This window comes from Streptomyces sp. NBC_00075 (assembly GCF_045041225.1).
Lineage (GTDB): Bacteria > Actinomycetota > Actinomycetes > Streptomycetales > Streptomycetaceae > Streptomyces > Streptomyces adonidis.
In genome coordinates this window covers 11,555,272-11,571,493 of sequence record NZ_CP108243.1, presented here as the reverse complement: position 1 = coordinate 11,571,493, position 16,222 = coordinate 11,555,272, and the positions used below count along the sequence as shown (strand labels likewise).

Here is a 16,222-nt window from a genome sequence, read left to right as displayed (position 1 = left end):
GACCGCCGACGCACAGCCGGCCACCCCGAGTTCCGGCTCCCGTCGCCCCTCGCGTCAAGGGGAGGGTTCAGCGGGTCGAGCGCTGGATCAGTTCGTACTGGGCGGAGGTGGACTCCCCGGTGATCAGCCCGTAGAAGCCGACGGACCAGAACTGTCCGGTGCGGCCGGTGGGCGCGAGGGCCTCGATGTCGTACGACTGGGTCTGGCCGCCGGGGGCGGCGTCGCCCTCCACGGAGGTCCAGGCGCCGTCACGCAGGCGCCAGTAGAGGGCGGTGCCCTCGTAGCCGTAGGGGTCGCCCGAGACCCAGACGGTGCCCTTGCCGTCGCCGGTGATGGCGTTGGCCCACAGCCCGTCGACCGGCCCGGTGACATCGCGCCATGTGCGGCCGTTCCAGTGCAGCACCTTGGTCTGCTGCGGCTCGTCCTCGGTGTACGGGGTGAGAGCGGTGACCCAGACGCTGCGGGCTGACTCCTGGTACACGGCCGTGATCCCGAGAGCGCTGCCGGCCGGCGCGGTCTCGGTCCACGAACGGCCGTTCCAGTGCAGGAGTACGGATCGGCTGGGCTGGCCGGCGTACGCGAACTGCCCTACCGCCCAGGCGTCGTGGGCGGTCCGCGCTTCGATGGCGTTGATGTGGACGCCACTTGGGAGGGGTGTGCTCTGCCAGACGCCGTGGGCGTAGGAGTTGATCGCGGTGTCGCTCACCAGCCAGGCCCTGCCGGGGACTGCGGCGAGCTTCGCGAAGCCGTAGCCTTTCTCGTCAGGCAGTGGGGTCTGCGTCCACCGCTTGCCGTCGTAGTGGGCCAGGGTCTCGCCCACCTGGTCCCAGCCGTACGCCCAGACGTCGTGCGCGGACACCCCGTCCACGGCGTGCCACACGCCGGTCTCCGGCACGGCCGGGGTCGACTGCTGCTGCCAGGTTCTGCCGTTCCAGCGCAGGATGACGCCCTGGCCGACGCCGTCGACGTACTGGGTTCCCACCGCCCAGGCGGCGTTCGGACCGACCGACGCGATGTCGAACAGCGCGGAGTTGTCCGAGAGCGTCCCCGCCAGAGACGTACGCCAGACCGGGCCATGGGCGTGACCCGGGGCCGACGCGGCGGGAGTCGCGCTGTCCGCCACCGAGACCACGGCCGGGGCGACAGTCACCGAAGCCGCCGTGAGCGCCGCGATGATCGCGATCCTGAGACACATGCCTGACTTCGTCCTCATGACGGCTCCCCCTCGGAATCGTTCGCTCACTCATGAGACCGCCCACCCCACCCGACGGTTGTGCCAACAGCAGCACCAAACTCCTCCCGGGCGGTCACAGATGTCGCATCATCTGACTTTCCTTTGGCCGTGTCGGTCAGTAGCGGAACTACGGGACTCCCGGCCCCCGGCCCTCCGTAAGGTCCGGGGGCATCGGTGAGGAGGGCGACGCCCGGGCCTCGCAGTGACAAGGAGGAGATGCCAGGGATGAGCAATGTGGAGATCTGCCTCAAGGAGATCATGACGTCGATCGAGGGCGCGTTGGGAACTGCCCTCGTCGACTACACCAGCGGTATGGCGCTGGGCACTCTGGGGGGTGGCAAGGATCTTGACCTGACCGTCGCGGCGGCCGGCAACACGGACGTGATCCGCGCCAAGACCCGCACCATGGAACACCTCGGGCTGAAGGGCGAGATCGAGGACATCCTCATCACGCTCGGCAGCCAGTACCACGTCCTCCGGCCCATCAACGGCCGTAGTGGCAACGGCTTGTTCCTCTATCTCGTGCTCGACAGGAGGAAATCGAACCTCGCCATGGCCCGCCATCAGCTCAAGGGCGTCGAGGGCCAACTGGACGTGTAGCAAGCCGCGTACTCCACCGCCTCGCACGCCCATGAATTGAAGACTTCTTCAACTGGCCATATCCGGATCAGATCAATCCCATGGGCGTGCGGGGCCGGATGCACGAAAATCGGTCCACCAGACCGCCTGCGGTGGCACGTACAGGGCCACCGCGCCAGATGCAGCCCGTCGAATGCGGCAGGGAGCGCGATTCACCATGCAGGTCCCCCTTTACCAGGCCAAGGCCGAGTTCTTTCGGATGCTCGGACACCCGGTGCGCATCCGGGTCCTGGAACTGCTGCAGAACGGCCCCGTCCCCGTACGCGAGCTACTGAACGAGATCGAGATCGAACCGTCCAATCTCTCCCAGCAACTGGCCGTCCTGCGCCGTTCGGGAATCGTGGTGTCCATCCGGGAGGGCTCGACCGTCAGCTACGCCCTGGCCGGTGGCGATGTGGCCGAACTCCTGCGCGCGGCCCGGAGGATCCTGACCGAACTGATCTCCGGCCAGAGCGAGTTGCTCGCCGAACTCCAGCAGGCGGACCCCCGGCCGATTCTCACTCCGGACCGGTGACCGGCTCCCCCGCCTGTGTCCTGCGGCCGATCGCCGCCACCAGGGCGATCAACGCCAGCACCGCCAGCAGGACGAGCACCAGCAGAAGCACCGTCAGGACAGTGGGGTGATTCCAGAGGGCGAACAGCAGGGCCACCGCGAGCAGGACACCGACGGTGAGCCGATGCCGGTGGTCCGCCGTCCACGTCCCCACCCGCCCGGCGTGCATGTCGTGAGCGTCCGCCCAGCGGGCGGCGGAGTCGGCGGTGCGCTCGGAAGCGGCTCGCAGGGCGCGCGCCCCGCGCCCGGGACCGACGGCACAGGCGCCGACAGCGACCACCACACCGAGCACGATCACGGTACGCAACGTGGCCCGTACGAAGTGCAGGAGATGGTCGAAGACCGCTGCCGCGGCGGCCTCCGACAGAACCCGCGGGGGCAGGTGATCCAGGTAGTAGCGGCGGGCTACGGCAAGACCGACGGCGACGATCAGGCACGCGGTGACGGCGCCCAGGGCGGCCCTGGCCAGGGCGCGTCTGCGCCGGTGGGCGAGGAGTACTCCCGCTGTCGCGACGAGCACCGTCGTCGCCGGCATCCAGGTACCGACCACGTCGAGGGCGTGCGCGGCGCCCCGCATGCGCTCCAGCTTGCCGGACGTGAACAGCACCATCTGCTTGTCGACGTCCGGGATGTCGGCGGCCGGCGTCACACCGGAGTCGACGAGTTCCTTCCTGACCCGGTCGACAGCGGTACCGACATCGAGGGTCACGGTGTCCTCGTGCACACCGACCGCCCCCCGGCCCCGTCCGGTCAGGGCGTGCACCACGGTCGAGTGGGCGACCCGGTTGGCCGAGGCCCACACCTTCCCGAAGCTGTCGCTCCCGACGAAGCGCTTCGCCGCCCTGTCCGCGGCACCGGTCACGGCCGCGTTCAACTGCGGGGCCAGCCCCTCGACCGCTCGGGCCGCCGTCGGCGGCAGGCCCCGCGACTCCAGCCAGGTCGCGAGTTCGGCGGTGACCCGCTTGGCATCGACGCGTACCTCGACGGCCCGGACGATGTGGCCACGTACGGCGGCCTCGATCGCGGGGTCGGAGGCGAGCGGCTCGACCGTCTCGACGTAACGGTCCGTGTCGAGGACGATGTCGTGCACCCACACCGTCAGCACGGACACGGGGATGAGGACACAGGCGAGGACGAGCAGTACCGCCGAGACCGTCTTCCGCGCGAGTCTCCCCGCACCGGCCACGTGCCACCCACCACTCGACGGTGAACCCTCCGGGGCGGGGCCGAGCGGGCTGGTCATCCGTCCTCCAGGAGTGCGGCGCGGCTGTCCGCCTGCCGTCGGTATCCATTCCTCCCGATCGGCGCGGTGGCGGCATCCTGAGGCGGGCCATCCGGAGGGTCCGCTCGGGGAGGGCATGGAGCCGGGACGGCGGGAAGACTTCCGGGGCGGAAACCGGGCCAGACGGCAGCGGACTCCGCCATTGTGCGGACGGGCCTGCCCGTCCGCCTGCACGAGAGGCCCGGCCGGCTCGGCAACCCGCGAGGAGAACGCGTATGAGGATCGTCATCACCGGTGGCTTCGGCTTCCTGGGGCAGCAGGTCGCCGACGCCCTGCTCGAGCGACGGGCCCTGTGCGGTGCTCCCATCGAGCGTCTTGTGCTCGCCGACCGGTTCGTCCCGGCCGTGTCGACGTTGGTGGACGACCCGCTGGTGGACGTCGTACACGGTGACCTCAGCGAACACCTGGAGGAGATCTTCGTACAGCCGGTCGACGTCGTCATCCATCTGGCGTCGGCCGTCTCGGCCGAGTGCGAGGCCGACTTCGACCTCGGCATGAGCGCCAATCTGGACACCACCCGCGCGCTGCTCGAAGCCGCCCGCGCGCAGTCCGCCGCCGGCGGACCGACGCCCCGGGTGGTGTTCTCCAGCAGCGTCGCCGTCTACGGCGGCGACCCCGCACTGCCGCTGCCGCCCCTGGTCAGCGAGTCGACGCTGCCCATGCCGCAGACCAGTTACGGAACACAGAAGCGCGTCTGCGAGCAGTTGATCGCCGAGTACACCCGCCGGGGCTTCGTCGACGGACGGGTGGCACGCCTGATGACCGTCTCGGTGCGGGCGGGCAAGCCCAACGCGGCCGCCTCCGGTTTTCTGTCCGGCATCATCCGCGAGCCGCTCGCGGGTCTTCCGGCCGTCTGCCCGGTCGGCCCCGAGCTGCGGGTCGCCCTGGCCTCGCCGCGTCGTACGGTCGAGGGCATCCTCCGGATCACCGAGGTCGAGCGCGGCCCGGGCGGACTTGAGGGCGGTCTTCCGGTCAATCTGCCGGCGCTCACGGTCACGGTCGCCGACATGCTGGACACGCTGCGGCGGGTGGCCGGTGACGCCGTCGCCGACCTGGTGACGGTCGCGCCCGATCCCGTCGTCGAGGCCATCGTGGGCTCCTGGCCGGCCTTCCTCGACAACACGCGCGCCTCAGCGCTCGGCCTCCGGCCCGACGAGAGCTTCGAGTCGGTCGTACGGGCGTACGCCGAGGACCACCCCGACGCCATCACGGCCGAACGGCTTCAGGGCGGTGCGGGTGAGTCTCGTGGGCGCGGGCGCGGCGATGGTGGTGCCGGGCGGCAGGCCGACGCCGGGCGAGGCCGGTGAAGAGGTCGTCCGATCGGGCCGCGTGCTCCCCCGGTCTTCCCGCCGTCGACCCGTGCTGCCGCCGCGTGCGACGAACTACCGGTCCGTGTCCGGGGTGTTGGGGCGGGCGTCGTACGCGGCGCGGGCTTCGTCGATGTGGGCGAGGTGGGTGATGCTCCACTCCAGGAGGGGTGCGGTGGCCTCGCGGAGGGTTCTGCCCATCGGGGTCAGCTCGTAGCTCACGTGCGGCGGCATGACGCTGCGGACGGTCCGCGTGAGGATTCCGTCGCGTTCCAGGCCGCGCAGGGTGACGGTGAGCATGCGCTGGCTGATTCCGTCGACGGCCCGTTTGAGCTCGGTGAAGCGACGCGGCCCCTGGCTGAGGTTGCGTACGACCAGCAGGGACCACTTGTCGCCCACGATGTCGAGCACTGCGCGGGTCCGGCACGGGTCCTCCGGCCGTGCCGGCCGCGACTCGCTGCCCGCCATGCTCATGGTTACCTCCAGAGAACCGGGGCACTGAAATGTGCCTTATTGCTCGCGGCGCCCCACACGTACCACGATGATTCCGGTTCTCAAAGAGTACCGAGGCACGGAAGGGAACCGTCATGTTCCTGCGCCTCCCTGTCCCGAAGAGGGAGATCGTTCCCCTTATGTCCACATTCCTGTTGGTGCACGGTGCCTGGCACAGCGGCCGGTGCTGGGAGCGGGTGGTCCCGCTGCTGGAGTCGGCCGGACATCGGGTGTTCGCGCCGTCGCTGACCGGCTACGGCGACAAGGCACACCTGCTCGGTCCCGAGGTGGGACTCGACACGCACGTCGAGGACGTCGTCGGGCTGATACGCGACGAGGATCTGACCGAGGTGATCGTCGTGGGTCACAGCTACGCGGGGCTGGTCGTCTCGTCCGTGGCCAACGAGGTCCCTGAGCGGATCGCGCAGCTCGTGTACCTGGACGCGATGGTCCCGGAGCACGGCGAGACCGCCGTCGACGTCATGCCCATGACCCAGCACCTGATCGACCTGGCCGAGAAGTCCTACAGCGGCTGGCGTGTTCCGCCCCTGCCCGAAATGCCCCCGCCCTTCGGCCTGTTCGGGGTCACCGACCCGGCGGACGTCGCATGGCTGCGCACGATGCTCTCCGACCAGCCGATCCGCTGCCTGAACCAACCCGTCAGGTTGGACAACCCGGCCGTGAGCGCGATCCCCCGCACCCACATCCACTGCGTCGGCCTCGCGCCGGAAGGCATCACACGGCGACCCGTCCCCGCGATACAGCCCAATGGTTCACCGGCACAGGTGTGGGAACTACCCACCGGTCACGACTGCATGGTCACCATGCCGGCAGAGCTGAGCGAACTCCTGCTCAAGCTCGAAGATCTCGATCCGCAGCCGGAGTACTAGGCTGTTGTCAGGGCCCGATACGCAGGGAACGAGAAGCAGGGAAAAGGGATCACGGCGATTGGGGGCGAGCCCATGTCCGGACGGCCCCGGCCGTCGATGGCGGATGTCGCGCGGCACGCCGGTGTCGCGCCGCAGACGGTCTCGCGTGTGTCCAACGGCCACAGCAACGTCGACCCGGCGACCCGGCAGCGGGTCGTGGAGTCGATGCAGGCGCTGGGGTACCGGCCGAACGGGGCCGCGCGTGCGCTCAAGAGCGGGCGGTTCAACACGATCGGTGTCATCACGTTCACGCTCAGGACGTTCGGCAACACGCGCACGCTCGACGCCATCGCCGAGGAAGCCGCCCGCGCCAAGTACGCCGTCACCCTCATCCCCGTCGCGGACCCGACCATGGGCAGGGTTTCCGGTGCGTACGACCGGCTCAGCGAGGCGGCCGTCGATGGAGTCATCCTCATCTTCGAGGCGCATCTCCTGGACGACACGGAGTTCAGCCTTCCGCCCGGGGTTCCGATGGTCGTCGTCGACTCCGACACCGGTCCCGGGTACACCGTGGTGGACACCGATCAGGCCCTGGGCGCCCGGCAGGCCACGGAGCATCTGCTGGAGCTGGGGCATCGGCAGGTGTGGCACATCGCCGGGCCCGTGACCTCGTTCTCCGCGGCCCATCGGGTCGAGTCCTGGCGGCGCACCCTACAGGAAGCCGGCGTCGTCCCGCCCGCCGTGCTGTACGGCGACTGGACCACGAGGTCCGGGTACCAGCACGGGTTGGAACTGGGGCGGAGGCCGGAGGTCACGGCGATCTTCGCGGCGAACGACCATATGGCGCTCGGTGTCATGCGTGCCCTGCACGAACTCGGCCGTCGGATTCCCGAGGACGTCAGCGTGGTGGGGTTCGACGACATGGAGGAGGCCCATGCCTTCTGGCCACCGCTGACCACCGTACGGCAGGACTTCGCCGCGGTCGGGCGGCTCAGCCTTCAGAAGCTGCTGGGCAAGATCGGGCGTACCGGGCCCGACGTCGTCGACAAGACCCTGGTTCCGACCCGGCTGGTGGTCCGCGCGAGTACAGCGGCGCCGCCGGCCTCGCCCTGAGGCGAAGCACGGCGGCGCCGGTTGGCTGTGCCTGGGTCAGCTCCTGGTCCACTGCTGGTTGCTGCTGCCGTTGCAGTACCAGACGTCGACCGCCGTGCCGTTGCCGGTGCCCGCTCCGGCCGCGTCCAGGCAGAGCTCCGGGTTGGCGACGCTGGTCACGGAGAGGTCCGCGTTGACGTTCCACTGCTGGGCCGTCGTACCGGTGCAGTCGGAGATGACCACCGGATCTCCCGCCGTCGCGCCGGTGCCGCCCACCGTCATGCACTTGTTGCCGTAGACGGTGAGTTGTTTGTCCGCGTTCCAGTTCCAGGTCTGGTTGCCGCCGTCGTTGCAGTCCCACAGGTCGAGCTGGGTGCCGTTGGTCGTGCTGAAGCCGGGTACGTCGACGCAGCGGCCCGAGCCCACTCCGCGCAGGACCTCGCCGGGCGGCGCGGGCGGCAGGTCGTTGACGGGCGGGGTCGTGCCGAAGCCGTAGCCCCAGCGCAGCAGGGCGACTCCGGTGGCGCTGTTGTCCACCAGGTTGCCGTCGGCGTCCAGCGACTCGATCGAGTAGGCGTCGCCGAACCTCAGCCCCGGCCAGTACACCAGCCCCATGCCCTTGCTGCGGGCGGTGTTGGCCACGGCCGCGAGGTACGAGGTGTAGATGTTGCCGTTCCAGGCGCCGTAGTTGAGGCCGATGGTCATCGGGGCGCCGGCCTCGTCGATGACGGTCCGGCCCGCGTAGTCGCCGAGGCGGGCCTCGAGGTCGGCGGTCCAGTCCGCCTGCGTGGTGTGGCTGGCCCAGAAGCCGTAGAAGTGCAGCGAGAGCAGGGTGCCCTTCAGTTCGCGGGCCGCGCCGACGCCGGTGACGTTGTCGTTGTAGCCGGTGCCGCTGATCACGACCCGGCCGCGCGGGACGTCCTTGTGCTGGGCGAGCCAGCCGCTGGTGACGGACACCCACTGGTCCAGGGTGTAGCCGTGCGGCTCGTTCATGGGCTCGAAGTAGACCCGTGGGTTGTGCTTGTACTCCCGCACCACGGTGTTCCACATGGTCTTCCAGGCGGCCGTGTCGTCGACCAGGCCGTCCTTGCTGGTGTTGGCCTCCCAGTAGCTGACGATGACCTTGTCGCCGTAGGCCGTGGCCGCGTCGATCGTCGCCCGGTACGACTTCCACCAAGTGGTGCCCACGGTCGACGGGTTGATCGGCAGTCGCAGCGTGTTGGCGCCCAGGTTCTTCTTGAAGCCGCGCACCATGTGGTTCGTGGTGCGGTACACGGTGCGGTAGTCGTCGGTCACCGACAACCCGCTGGGCACCACGGCGTCGGAGGCGTAGTTGTCGCGCGGGTCGGCCCAGTTCACGCCACGGAAGTCACTGGTACCGCCCTTCGCCGCGGGCCGCACCTGCGTGTGCGAGGCGGCCGACTCGGCGAGGGCCGGAGCGGGGGCGGTCAGGAACATGAGTGTCGCGCCGAAACCGGCCATGATCACGCTGGCCAGTCTTCTCGACCTCGTCCGGGTCTTGGTCATGTCGTCTCCAGTGACGGGTATCGCTGCGGGCGGAGTGCGGGTTCGTCGACTGAGCCGAGGCACTGACGAGCCGGGATCCGGACATTGGCGGCCACCCGGACCCACGCAAACCGGCCATGGTTACGTAACCATGGCCGGACACTCGCACGCCGTCGGCACCGCTGACAAGACCCGCGACAGCTCCGGCACGCGACAGACCGCTCAAGATCGGGCGAATCCTTCGCAGCTCGGGGAGGGGAAGCGAGGACCGTCGTCGGCCCGGCCGTCGGTTCGAGCGTGCCGTCAGGCGAGCGTGACCTCGACGGGCAGCTTCTTGATGCCGTTGACGAAGTTGGAGCGGACGCGCGGCACTTCGCCCGCCAGGCGGATGCCGGCGATGCGCGGGATCAGTTCCTCGAACATGATGCGGATCTCGGTGCGGGCGAGGAGGTTGCCCAGACACAGGTGGGGGCTGCCCTTGCCGAAGGTGACGTGGTCGTCGTGCTGCCGGGCCACGTCGAAGTCGTAGGGGTTGCCACGCGGTCGACAACGGACTTCGCCGTCGCTACGTCCATGAGGCAGGACGGCTGCCGCAGGCCGCCGATCAGTACCGCGTGGGGCCGCCCGATGCGGTCCGGCCGACGCGGGTGCAGGACCGTGTGGCCGGGTTCGAGCACGGGCCTCACCGCCCGGACGCGGATACCGTCTGCGGTGTCGAGGGCAGCAGGCAGGTCGGTCGCGACATCGTCCAGCCACAGCTTCGCGCCGCGCTGGGCCCACCGGACCGGGTCAGGCGGATCCAGCGATCGGCCAGATCACGGAGATCGCCCGTCCGAGGACGACGACGTCGTGTGGGTGATGTTCTGCCCGTTCGAGGTCCCCGTGGCCACGTCGGCGCTGCCGGTGTCGTACGTGATCGTGGTGTCCGGCGCCTCGGTGGCCACGACCCCGCAGATGGAACTCTCGTCGTGAGCCGACCGCCCGGCATCGGGCGAGTCCGTCGTCGTACGGGAAGACCATGGGCGATGCCCACGGGTCGACACACCACGCTTGTGGCCCGCCGGTCAGTCGGACGGCTCGGGCGACGTGGCCGGCTCGGTGGCGTCGGTGGTCGCCGCCCAACTGGCCAGGAGGTTCAGGGCGTCCTGCGACCGTGACGCGGGTTCGGCGGTGTACGTGAGGAGGAACTGGCCGGGGTCCGCCCCGAGCGGGAAGGTCTCGAACGGCAGGTCGAGGTCGCCGACGACCGGGTGGTGGAAGCGCTTCAGGCCCGTGGTGTGGATGCGTACGTTGTGTGCGGCCCAGCGGCGCCTGAACTCCTCGCTGCGGGTGGACAGTTCGCCGATCAGGTCCGTCAGCCGCCGGTCGTGGGCGTCGCGGCCGGCCTCGGCGCGCAGCATGGCGACCACGTCGTTCGCGACCTCAGCCCAGTCGCGGAAGAACTCGGGTGCGCGCGGGTCGAGGAAGACGAACCGAGCGTTGCTGGGCGGCCGCGCCGGGTCCGCGTAGAGCGGCGCGAACAGCGCGCGTCCGAGGTCGTTGGCGGCCAGGATCTCCAGACGTCCGCTCAGCACGAACGCGGGCGTGCCGGTCATCGAGTCGAGGACGCGCCGCACCGCGGGCCGGACGCGTTGCTGGGCAGGTCGACGGCGGGTCGGACGGGGCGTGCCGGCGCCGCGCAGGAGGTCGAGCAGGTGGGTTCGCTCGGCCTCGTCGAGCCGCAGTGCCTGCGCGATTCCGTCGATGACGCTCTCGGAGGCGCCGGTGACGTTGCCTCGTTCCAGCCGGGTGTAGTACTCGCTGGAGATGCCCGCGAGAAGGGCCACCTCTTCGCGGCGCAGACCGGTGACCCGTCGGCGGTCTCCGCCGTAGGCGGGCAGTCCGGCCTGCTCGGGGGTGATCCTGGCCCGACGCGTGCCCAGGAATTCCCGGATCTCCGCCCGGAAATCACCATGGAATGGACCCTTGGAGTCATAAGGGTCGTTTCTGCCTGTCATGCGTTCCACTCTACGAGCGCTGCCGCAGGGCTGGGGGTCCCTGTCAGTGACCCCCTCATCAGGGACTCCCACCCGCTCGCGGCAACCGGTTCTCTGGGAGATGCACCGCCGATGGCGGTGCCCACCTCTTGGCCGGAAGGAACAACCCTGCGTCGACCCAGCAAGGCTGCCGTCGTGGTCATGACTGCCGCAGCTCGCAGCCTCACGGCCTCCGGAGTGAGTGCTGCGGACACCACCGGCACGGCCACTGCCAACACGACCATCGCCGTCGCGGCGGGTTCCACCTCGCCGCAACAGCTGATGTGACGCCCCTCTGTCCGCCCCCATGACGTACGTCCAGAAAGAGAACCACCCCATGGCAACGAATCTGACCGGCAGCGTCGCTCTCGTCACCGGCGCGAGCAGCGGTATCGGCGCCGCCACCGCCCGCCGCCTCGCCAAGCACGGCGCCTCCGTCGCCCTCGTGGCCCGCCGCAAGGACCGCCTCGACGAACTCGCCGCCGAGATCGGGAAGACCGGCGGCACGGCCCTGGTCGTGGAAGCGGACGTCACCGACCGCGCCCAGGCCGAGGCCGCCGTACAGCAGACCGTCGAGCACTTCGGGCGCCTCGACATCCTGGTCAACAACGCCGGCCTGATGCTCCTGGGCCCCGTCGTCGGCGCGGATGTCGAGGAATGGGAGCGCATGATCGCCGTCAACCTCCAGGGCCTGCTCTACACCACCCGCGCCGCCCTCCCCCACCTGCTCAAGGCTGCCGAGGACGGGCCCCGCCGGGTCGCCGACATCGTCAACATCAGCTCCATCGCGGGCCGCGTCGCCTGGAACGGCTACGGCGTCTACAACCTCACCAAGTTCGGCGTGAACGGCTTCACCGAGGCCCTGCGCCAGGAGGTCACCCAGCGGCACGTCCGCGTCGGTGTCCTGGAGCCGGGCGGTGTGGACACCGAGCTGGGCTCACACAACAGGCCCGAGATCCAGGGCGCGATGATCAACCCCTTCTACGACACGACCGAGGTGCTCTCCCCCATCGACATCGCGGACGGCGTCACCTACATGGTCACCCGGCCCCGCCACGCCTCCGTCGGCGAACTGTGGATCATGCCCACCGACCAGGCCTGACCGCACCTGTCGCCCGGCCGACCGCAGGACACCGCCACGGCACGTCGCGGAAGGGGACGGGCGCACGGCGGGCCGGAGCACTTTGTGACCTCCCGCCCCCGACCTCCGAACATCGTCACCGAACCACACACACGTGCCGGGTCACGGCATCTGAAAGGACCCCCCATGAGCAGCAGCAAGGTCATTCTCGTCACCGGTGCCGGACGCGGTCTGGGCACCGACATCGTCCGCGAAGCCCTCGCCGCCGGCCATCAGGTCGTCGCCACCGGCCGCCGTCCCGAAGCGGTCGAGAAGGCTCTCGGCGGGCCGCAGGAAAACCTGCTGGTCACCCGGTTGGACGTCACCGGCATCGAGGACGCCGAGGCCGCCGCGCAGGCCGCCGTCGACCGCTTCGGCCGCATCGACACCCTGATCAACAACGCCGGAAACTTCTACGCCGGCTACTTCGAGGAGATCACGCCCGCGCAGATGCGCCAGCAGATCGAGACGAACCTGTTCGGCCCGATGAACGTCACCCGCGCCGTCCTGCCGATCATGCGGAAGCAGCGCGCCGGCCACGTCATCACACTGTCCTCCTCCGCCGGCATCATCGGCCAGGAGTTCTGCGTCGCGTACTCCGCTTCCAAGTTCGGGGTCGAGGGGTGGATGGAGTCGCTGCGGTACGACGTCGAGCCGTACGGCATCCACACCACCGTCGTGGAACCCGGCTTCTTCCGCACCGAACTCCTCGTCGACGGCTCCACCATCTGGCCCCGGCCCACCATCGACGACTACACCGAACGCACCACCGCCACCATCGCGGCCTGGAAGAGCATGAACGGACAGCAGACCGGCGACCCCGCCAAGCTCGCCCGCGCCCTGCTCACCATCACCGACCAGGACAAGCCGCTGCTGCGCTTCGTCGCAGGGGCCGACGCCATCGAAGGCGTGAAGGCCAAAGCCCAGGAACTCCTCGCACAAGCCGAAGCCTCCCGCGAACTCGGCGCCGACCTCGACCACGACGACATCAGCGCCTGAGCACCGCTGTTCGCCCGGATGGTGACGGCCGATGCGGGTTCCACCGGGGGGGTACGGCCGCCGAGCACGACGTTGAGGGCGTCGTCCACGCGGTCGTCGTGGCCGACGGCATCGGCCGCGGCCGGATCACCGGCATCGAGATCACCGCTCTCGGACCCGAGTGTCCGACCCGTTCCGTGGGCTGCATCAGCACCCCGGTACCGTCCTCCAGCGTGGCTGCCCGCACCGTCATCCATCCCCGAAGAGTCCCGGTCGAGTTCCTCATCGCTCTCGATCACCTGTCGGCGGACGGCCCTCGTGATGACCGGATCGGTCCGCTTCGGGACCCGATGCAGCCTGTCGCCGACCCGTCCGTACGGCCGAAGCTTGGGGCATGACCCGAGCACTGATCGTCATCGATGTCCAGGAGTCCTTCCGCGCCGGTCCGCTGTGGGAGACCATCTCCGACCCCAAGATCGCCGACAAGGTGAACCGACTGGTCCGGCATGCCCGGCGGGCCGGGGACCTGGTGGTGTGGGTACTGCACTCCGAGCCCGGGAGCGGCGGTGCCTTCGACCCGGCCCTCGGGCACGTCCGGCTGTTGGAGGAGCTGGAGCGGCCCGAGAGCGGCGAGCCGTTGGTCCAGAAGACCTCGCACAACTCCTTCACCACCACCAACCTGCAACAACTCCTCACCGAGCACGGGGTCCGCGAACTCGCCGTCTGCGGCATCCGCACCGAGCAGTGCGTGGAGACCACCGCCCGCGTCGCGAGCGACCTCGGCTACCAGGTCACCTTCGTCGTCGACGCGACCGCCACCAACCCGATCCCGCACCGCGACGCCCCCGCCGACCAGAGCGTCGCCGAACTGCTCGCCGACCCCCGTACGCTGCCCACCGACGAGATCATCCGGCGCACCGAGTACGCCCTCGCGGGCCGCTTCGCCACCATCGCGACGGTCGACGAGGTGGAGGCGGCGGCAGACCTTCAGCCATGATGACCGAATCGTGAGCCACGTCGTCTTCTTCCTGGTACCCGGAGTCCATCTGCTGGACCTGGCCGGCCCCGCGCAGGTCTTCTCCACCGCGGCCGACTTCGGGCACCCCTACACCCTCACCTATGTCGCCGAGCGGCCAGAGGTTCTCACCGCTCAGGGCCTGCCCCTGGTGGCCCGGCTCGACTGGCCCGAACTGGGGCCCGAGGACCTGATCGTGGTCCCGGGCTGGCGGGCCGTCACCCTGGCCGACTCGCCCGCCGTCACCGACGCCTCCCTGAAAGTCCTGCGGGACCACCATGCCAGGGGCGGATCGGTGGCGAGCGTCTGCGCCGGGGCGGAGGCGCTCGGGCGGGCCGGCCTGCTCAAGGGCCGCCGCTGCACCACCCACCACGACGTGCAGGACGAGCTGGCTCTGCGCCACCCCGGGGCGGTCGTCGTCCGCGACGTCCTGTTCACCACCGACGACCGGGTGATCACCTCGGCCGGTATCGCCAGCGGCATCGACCTGGCCCTGCATCTCGTCGCCGGGCGGCACGGGCCCGCCGTCGCAGCCCAGGTCGCCCGGGACATGGTCGTCTACGCCCGCCGCAACGGCCACGAGCCGCAGTCCAGCGCGATGTTCCGGCACCGGTCCCACCTCGACGACACCGTGCACCGAGCCCAGGATCTCATCGACACCCGCTTCGACCAGCCGCTGCCGCTGCCCGGCCTCGCCTCGGCCGTCGGCGTCAGCGCACGCACCCTCACCCGTCTCTTCACCCGCGCCACCGGCCTCACCCCGCTGCGCTACCAGCAGACCCTGCGTCTGGAACGCGCCGAGCACCTCATCAGCCACGGCTCGACGGTCGACGCCGCCGCCCGCTCGGTCGGCTTCGAGGACGCCCGGATGCTGCGCCGACTGCGCACACGGGCGGCGTGACACCCACGTGCGCAGCCGTCCAGGCCGGCACCGCACGACCGTACGACCGTACGAACTGATCCGTCGCCCGACGGCCGGTACCAGGTTCCAGAGGGCCAACGGGACGGCCGGAGAGCGGCGACGGCGGTGAGGATGCACCGTCCGGCCGACGGCCAACCCGCTTATGCTGCGGCGAGGTGAGGGGAGCCATGCATGCGTAAGCCTGGCATCAGGGTGCTGACCTGGGGTTCGGTGTCGGCGTGGGTGATGACGGCCGTGGTGGCGTGCGGTCACCCGGACTCTTCGGCGGACGGCACCTCCCGGAGCACCTCCCAGGATCCCTCCGCCTATACCTCCGAGCTGGAGAAGAGCGACCTCCCCTGGAGCGGCAGTCCCAGTCCGTACAACGCCGAGGTGACACTCGACGACGGACGCCGGGTGGCCATGCATTACCGGCGGGGCCAGGGACTCGTCGAACAGCACTACAGTCCCCGAGCGAAGGCCTGGACCGAAGCGACGGTCATCCACCGCACCGAGACGGACGCATGCCAGGGCATCGAGCTGCGGGCCAACGGCGGAACCGTCGCGGCCATCGCGGACTTCGGCCCCTACTGCTACGACGGCGAGCCCCCGGCCGTGTCCATCGCGGCCGTCGGCACGAACAGCCTCACCAAGTGGGACATCGACGTCACGAAGGATTTCGACGGCTGGGAAGACGCCTCCGTCTCCGACGACGGGCACGAGGTCGTCTTCAGGAGCGACAGGACCCTGCGCTGGACCCGTACCGACGGGTTCGGCGATCAGTGACCGGCCTCCGGCGCAGCGGCGTCCTGTGAGGCGGTCGGGTGACCGTAGTGGGAGGTCGTGAGGGTGCCCTGGCGCCAGGCGAAGGAGAGTTCGCGGTTGAGGGCGCGTTCTGCCTCCGGGCCTTCCGGCAGCGGGAGGTGAAGGGCCGTCAGCATGTCGAATCGGTGCAGGCCGAACGCCGTGCGTACGCACTCGCTGTACGCGAGCACCGCCCGGACCGTCTGGGAAGCAGCCTTCCAGGAGGTTTTCCACGTTCCCCTCCATGTATTTCCCCGCTTCACAGGTGACCCCTTTCGCATTGATGCTGACTGGCGCGTCCAGGAACGAGACCAACTCGACAAGACGGCCGCTGCCGTCCGTGGCGGCCTCGCCGCCCTCGACGCCGGGCAACACTGACGAGCATCGCTCTCCGGGCCGGACACGGTCTTCGGCC

At 69.8% G+C, this 16,222-nt stretch carries 19 protein-coding genes and 1 pseudogene; 13 read left to right on the top strand and 7 right to left on the bottom strand.

The features are described 5' to 3' along the window. Positions 1-67 precede the first annotated feature (67 nt). Entirely contained in the window at positions 68-1,213 is a 1,146-nt protein-coding gene (locus tag OG787_RS50960; RefSeq protein WP_405540281.1) for a hypothetical protein, read from the bottom strand. 246 nt (positions 1,214-1,459) lie between these two features. On the opposite strand from OG787_RS50960, the gene OG787_RS50955 reads away from it, so the two are divergent. Continuing rightward, entirely contained in the window at positions 1,460-1,834 is a 375-nt protein-coding gene (locus OG787_RS50955; RefSeq protein ID WP_369035265.1) for a hypothetical protein, read from the top strand. Between the two features lie 196 nt (positions 1,835-2,030). Next, a complete protein-coding gene (locus OG787_RS50950; protein WP_369035264.1) occupies positions 2,031-2,387 on the top strand; it encodes an ArsR/SmtB family transcription factor in 357 nt (118 codons plus the stop codon). Here OG787_RS50950 and OG787_RS50945 read toward each other — a convergent pair. Beyond that, on the bottom strand, positions 2,371-3,669 hold the full coding sequence (locus tag OG787_RS50945; protein ID WP_405540279.1) for a hypothetical protein: 1,299 nt from the start codon (positions 3,667-3,669) through the stop codon (positions 2,371-2,373). The two genes, OG787_RS50950 and OG787_RS50945, sit on opposite strands and share 17 nt — an antisense overlap. Before the next feature lie 254 nt (positions 3,670-3,923). Here OG787_RS50945 and denD point away from each other — a divergent pair, with 254 nt between their 5' ends. Continuing rightward, positions 3,924-5,015, top strand: a complete 1,092-nt coding sequence (gene denD / locus OG787_RS50940) for a D-erythronate dehydrogenase (protein WP_405540278.1) — start codon at positions 3,924-3,926, stop codon at positions 5,013-5,015. A gap of 75 nt (positions 5,016-5,090) precedes the next feature. Here the strand turns inward: denD and OG787_RS50935 are convergent, their stop codons facing one another. Then, positions 5,091-5,489: a winged helix-turn-helix transcriptional regulator gene (locus tag OG787_RS50935; RefSeq protein WP_405540277.1), complete on the bottom strand. Its 399-nt coding sequence runs from the start codon at positions 5,487-5,489 to the stop codon at positions 5,091-5,093. A 158-nt stretch (positions 5,490-5,647) separates the two neighbouring features. Here OG787_RS50935 and OG787_RS50930 point away from each other — a divergent pair, with 158 nt between their 5' ends. Then, positions 5,648-6,397: an alpha/beta fold hydrolase gene (locus tag OG787_RS50930; protein WP_369035260.1), complete on the top strand. Its 750-nt coding sequence runs from the start codon at positions 5,648-5,650 to the stop codon at positions 6,395-6,397. A 72-nt stretch (positions 6,398-6,469) separates the two neighbouring features. Further along, a complete protein-coding gene (locus OG787_RS50925) occupies positions 6,470-7,489 on the top strand; it encodes a LacI family DNA-binding transcriptional regulator (RefSeq protein ID WP_369035259.1) in 1,020 nt (339 codons plus the stop codon). A gap of 36 nt (positions 7,490-7,525) precedes the next feature. On the opposite strand, the gene OG787_RS50920 is transcribed toward OG787_RS50925, so the two are convergent. Together OG787_RS50920 and OG787_RS50915 are read right to left on the bottom strand one after the other, a co-directional pair. Continuing rightward, on the bottom strand, positions 7,526-8,995 hold the full coding sequence (locus OG787_RS50920) for a ricin-type beta-trefoil lectin domain protein (RefSeq protein WP_369035258.1): 1,470 nt from the start codon (positions 8,993-8,995) through the stop codon (positions 7,526-7,528). A gap of 282 nt (positions 8,996-9,277) precedes the next feature. After that, positions 9,278-9,511: pseudogene (locus OG787_RS50915) on the bottom strand (cytochrome P450); the annotation flags it as partial. Between the two features lie 312 nt (positions 9,512-9,823). Between OG787_RS50915 and OG787_RS50910 the strand changes: the two are divergent. After that, positions 9,824-9,946: a hypothetical protein gene (locus tag OG787_RS50910; protein WP_369035257.1), complete on the top strand. Its 123-nt coding sequence runs from the start codon at positions 9,824-9,826 to the stop codon at positions 9,944-9,946. 92 nt (positions 9,947-10,038) lie between these two features. Here the strand turns inward: OG787_RS50910 and OG787_RS50905 are convergent, their stop codons facing one another. Beyond that, positions 10,039-10,971 (bottom strand): helix-turn-helix domain-containing protein, encoded by a 933-nt coding sequence (locus OG787_RS50905; protein WP_405540276.1) that lies wholly within the window; start codon positions 10,969-10,971, stop codon positions 10,039-10,041. A gap of 180 nt (positions 10,972-11,151) precedes the next feature. On the opposite strand from OG787_RS50905, the gene OG787_RS50900 reads away from it, so the two are divergent. The 7 genes from OG787_RS50900 (at position 11,152) to OG787_RS50870 (ending at position 15,789) form a co-directional block, all read left to right on the top strand. Then, positions 11,152-11,277, top strand: coding sequence for a hypothetical protein (locus OG787_RS50900; RefSeq protein WP_369035255.1), 126 nt, complete (start codon positions 11,152-11,154; stop codon positions 11,275-11,277). 49 nt (positions 11,278-11,326) lie between these two features. Then, positions 11,327-12,091 (top strand): SDR family NAD(P)-dependent oxidoreductase, encoded by a 765-nt coding sequence (locus OG787_RS50895; RefSeq protein ID WP_405540275.1) that lies wholly within the window; start codon positions 11,327-11,329, stop codon positions 12,089-12,091. Positions 12,092-12,256: 165 nt separating this feature from the next. Continuing rightward, a complete protein-coding gene (locus OG787_RS50890) occupies positions 12,257-13,108 on the top strand; it encodes an SDR family oxidoreductase (protein ID WP_405540274.1) in 852 nt (283 codons plus the stop codon). A gap of 98 nt (positions 13,109-13,206) precedes the next feature. Then, on the top strand, positions 13,207-13,485 hold the full coding sequence (locus tag OG787_RS50885; RefSeq protein ID WP_405540273.1) for a hypothetical protein: 279 nt from the start codon (positions 13,207-13,209) through the stop codon (positions 13,483-13,485). After that, positions 13,482-14,084 (top strand): cysteine hydrolase family protein, encoded by a 603-nt coding sequence (locus tag OG787_RS50880; protein WP_405540271.1) that lies wholly within the window; start codon positions 13,482-13,484, stop codon positions 14,082-14,084. Before OG787_RS50885 ends, OG787_RS50880 begins: the two co-directional genes overlap by 4 nt. 10 nt (positions 14,085-14,094) lie before the next feature. Beyond that, positions 14,095-15,003, top strand: a complete 909-nt coding sequence (locus OG787_RS50875; RefSeq protein ID WP_369035250.1) for a GlxA family transcriptional regulator — start codon at positions 14,095-14,097, stop codon at positions 15,001-15,003. 192 nt (positions 15,004-15,195) lie between these two features. Beyond that, positions 15,196-15,789, top strand: coding sequence for a hypothetical protein (locus tag OG787_RS50870; protein WP_405540269.1), 594 nt, complete (start codon positions 15,196-15,198; stop codon positions 15,787-15,789). On the opposite strand, the gene OG787_RS50865 is transcribed toward OG787_RS50870, so the two are convergent. Then, positions 15,783-15,998, bottom strand: coding sequence for a hypothetical protein (locus OG787_RS50865; RefSeq protein ID WP_405540268.1), 216 nt, complete (start codon positions 15,996-15,998; stop codon positions 15,783-15,785). The two genes, OG787_RS50870 and OG787_RS50865, sit on opposite strands and share 7 nt — an antisense overlap. Positions 15,999-16,222: the final 224 nt, after the last annotated feature.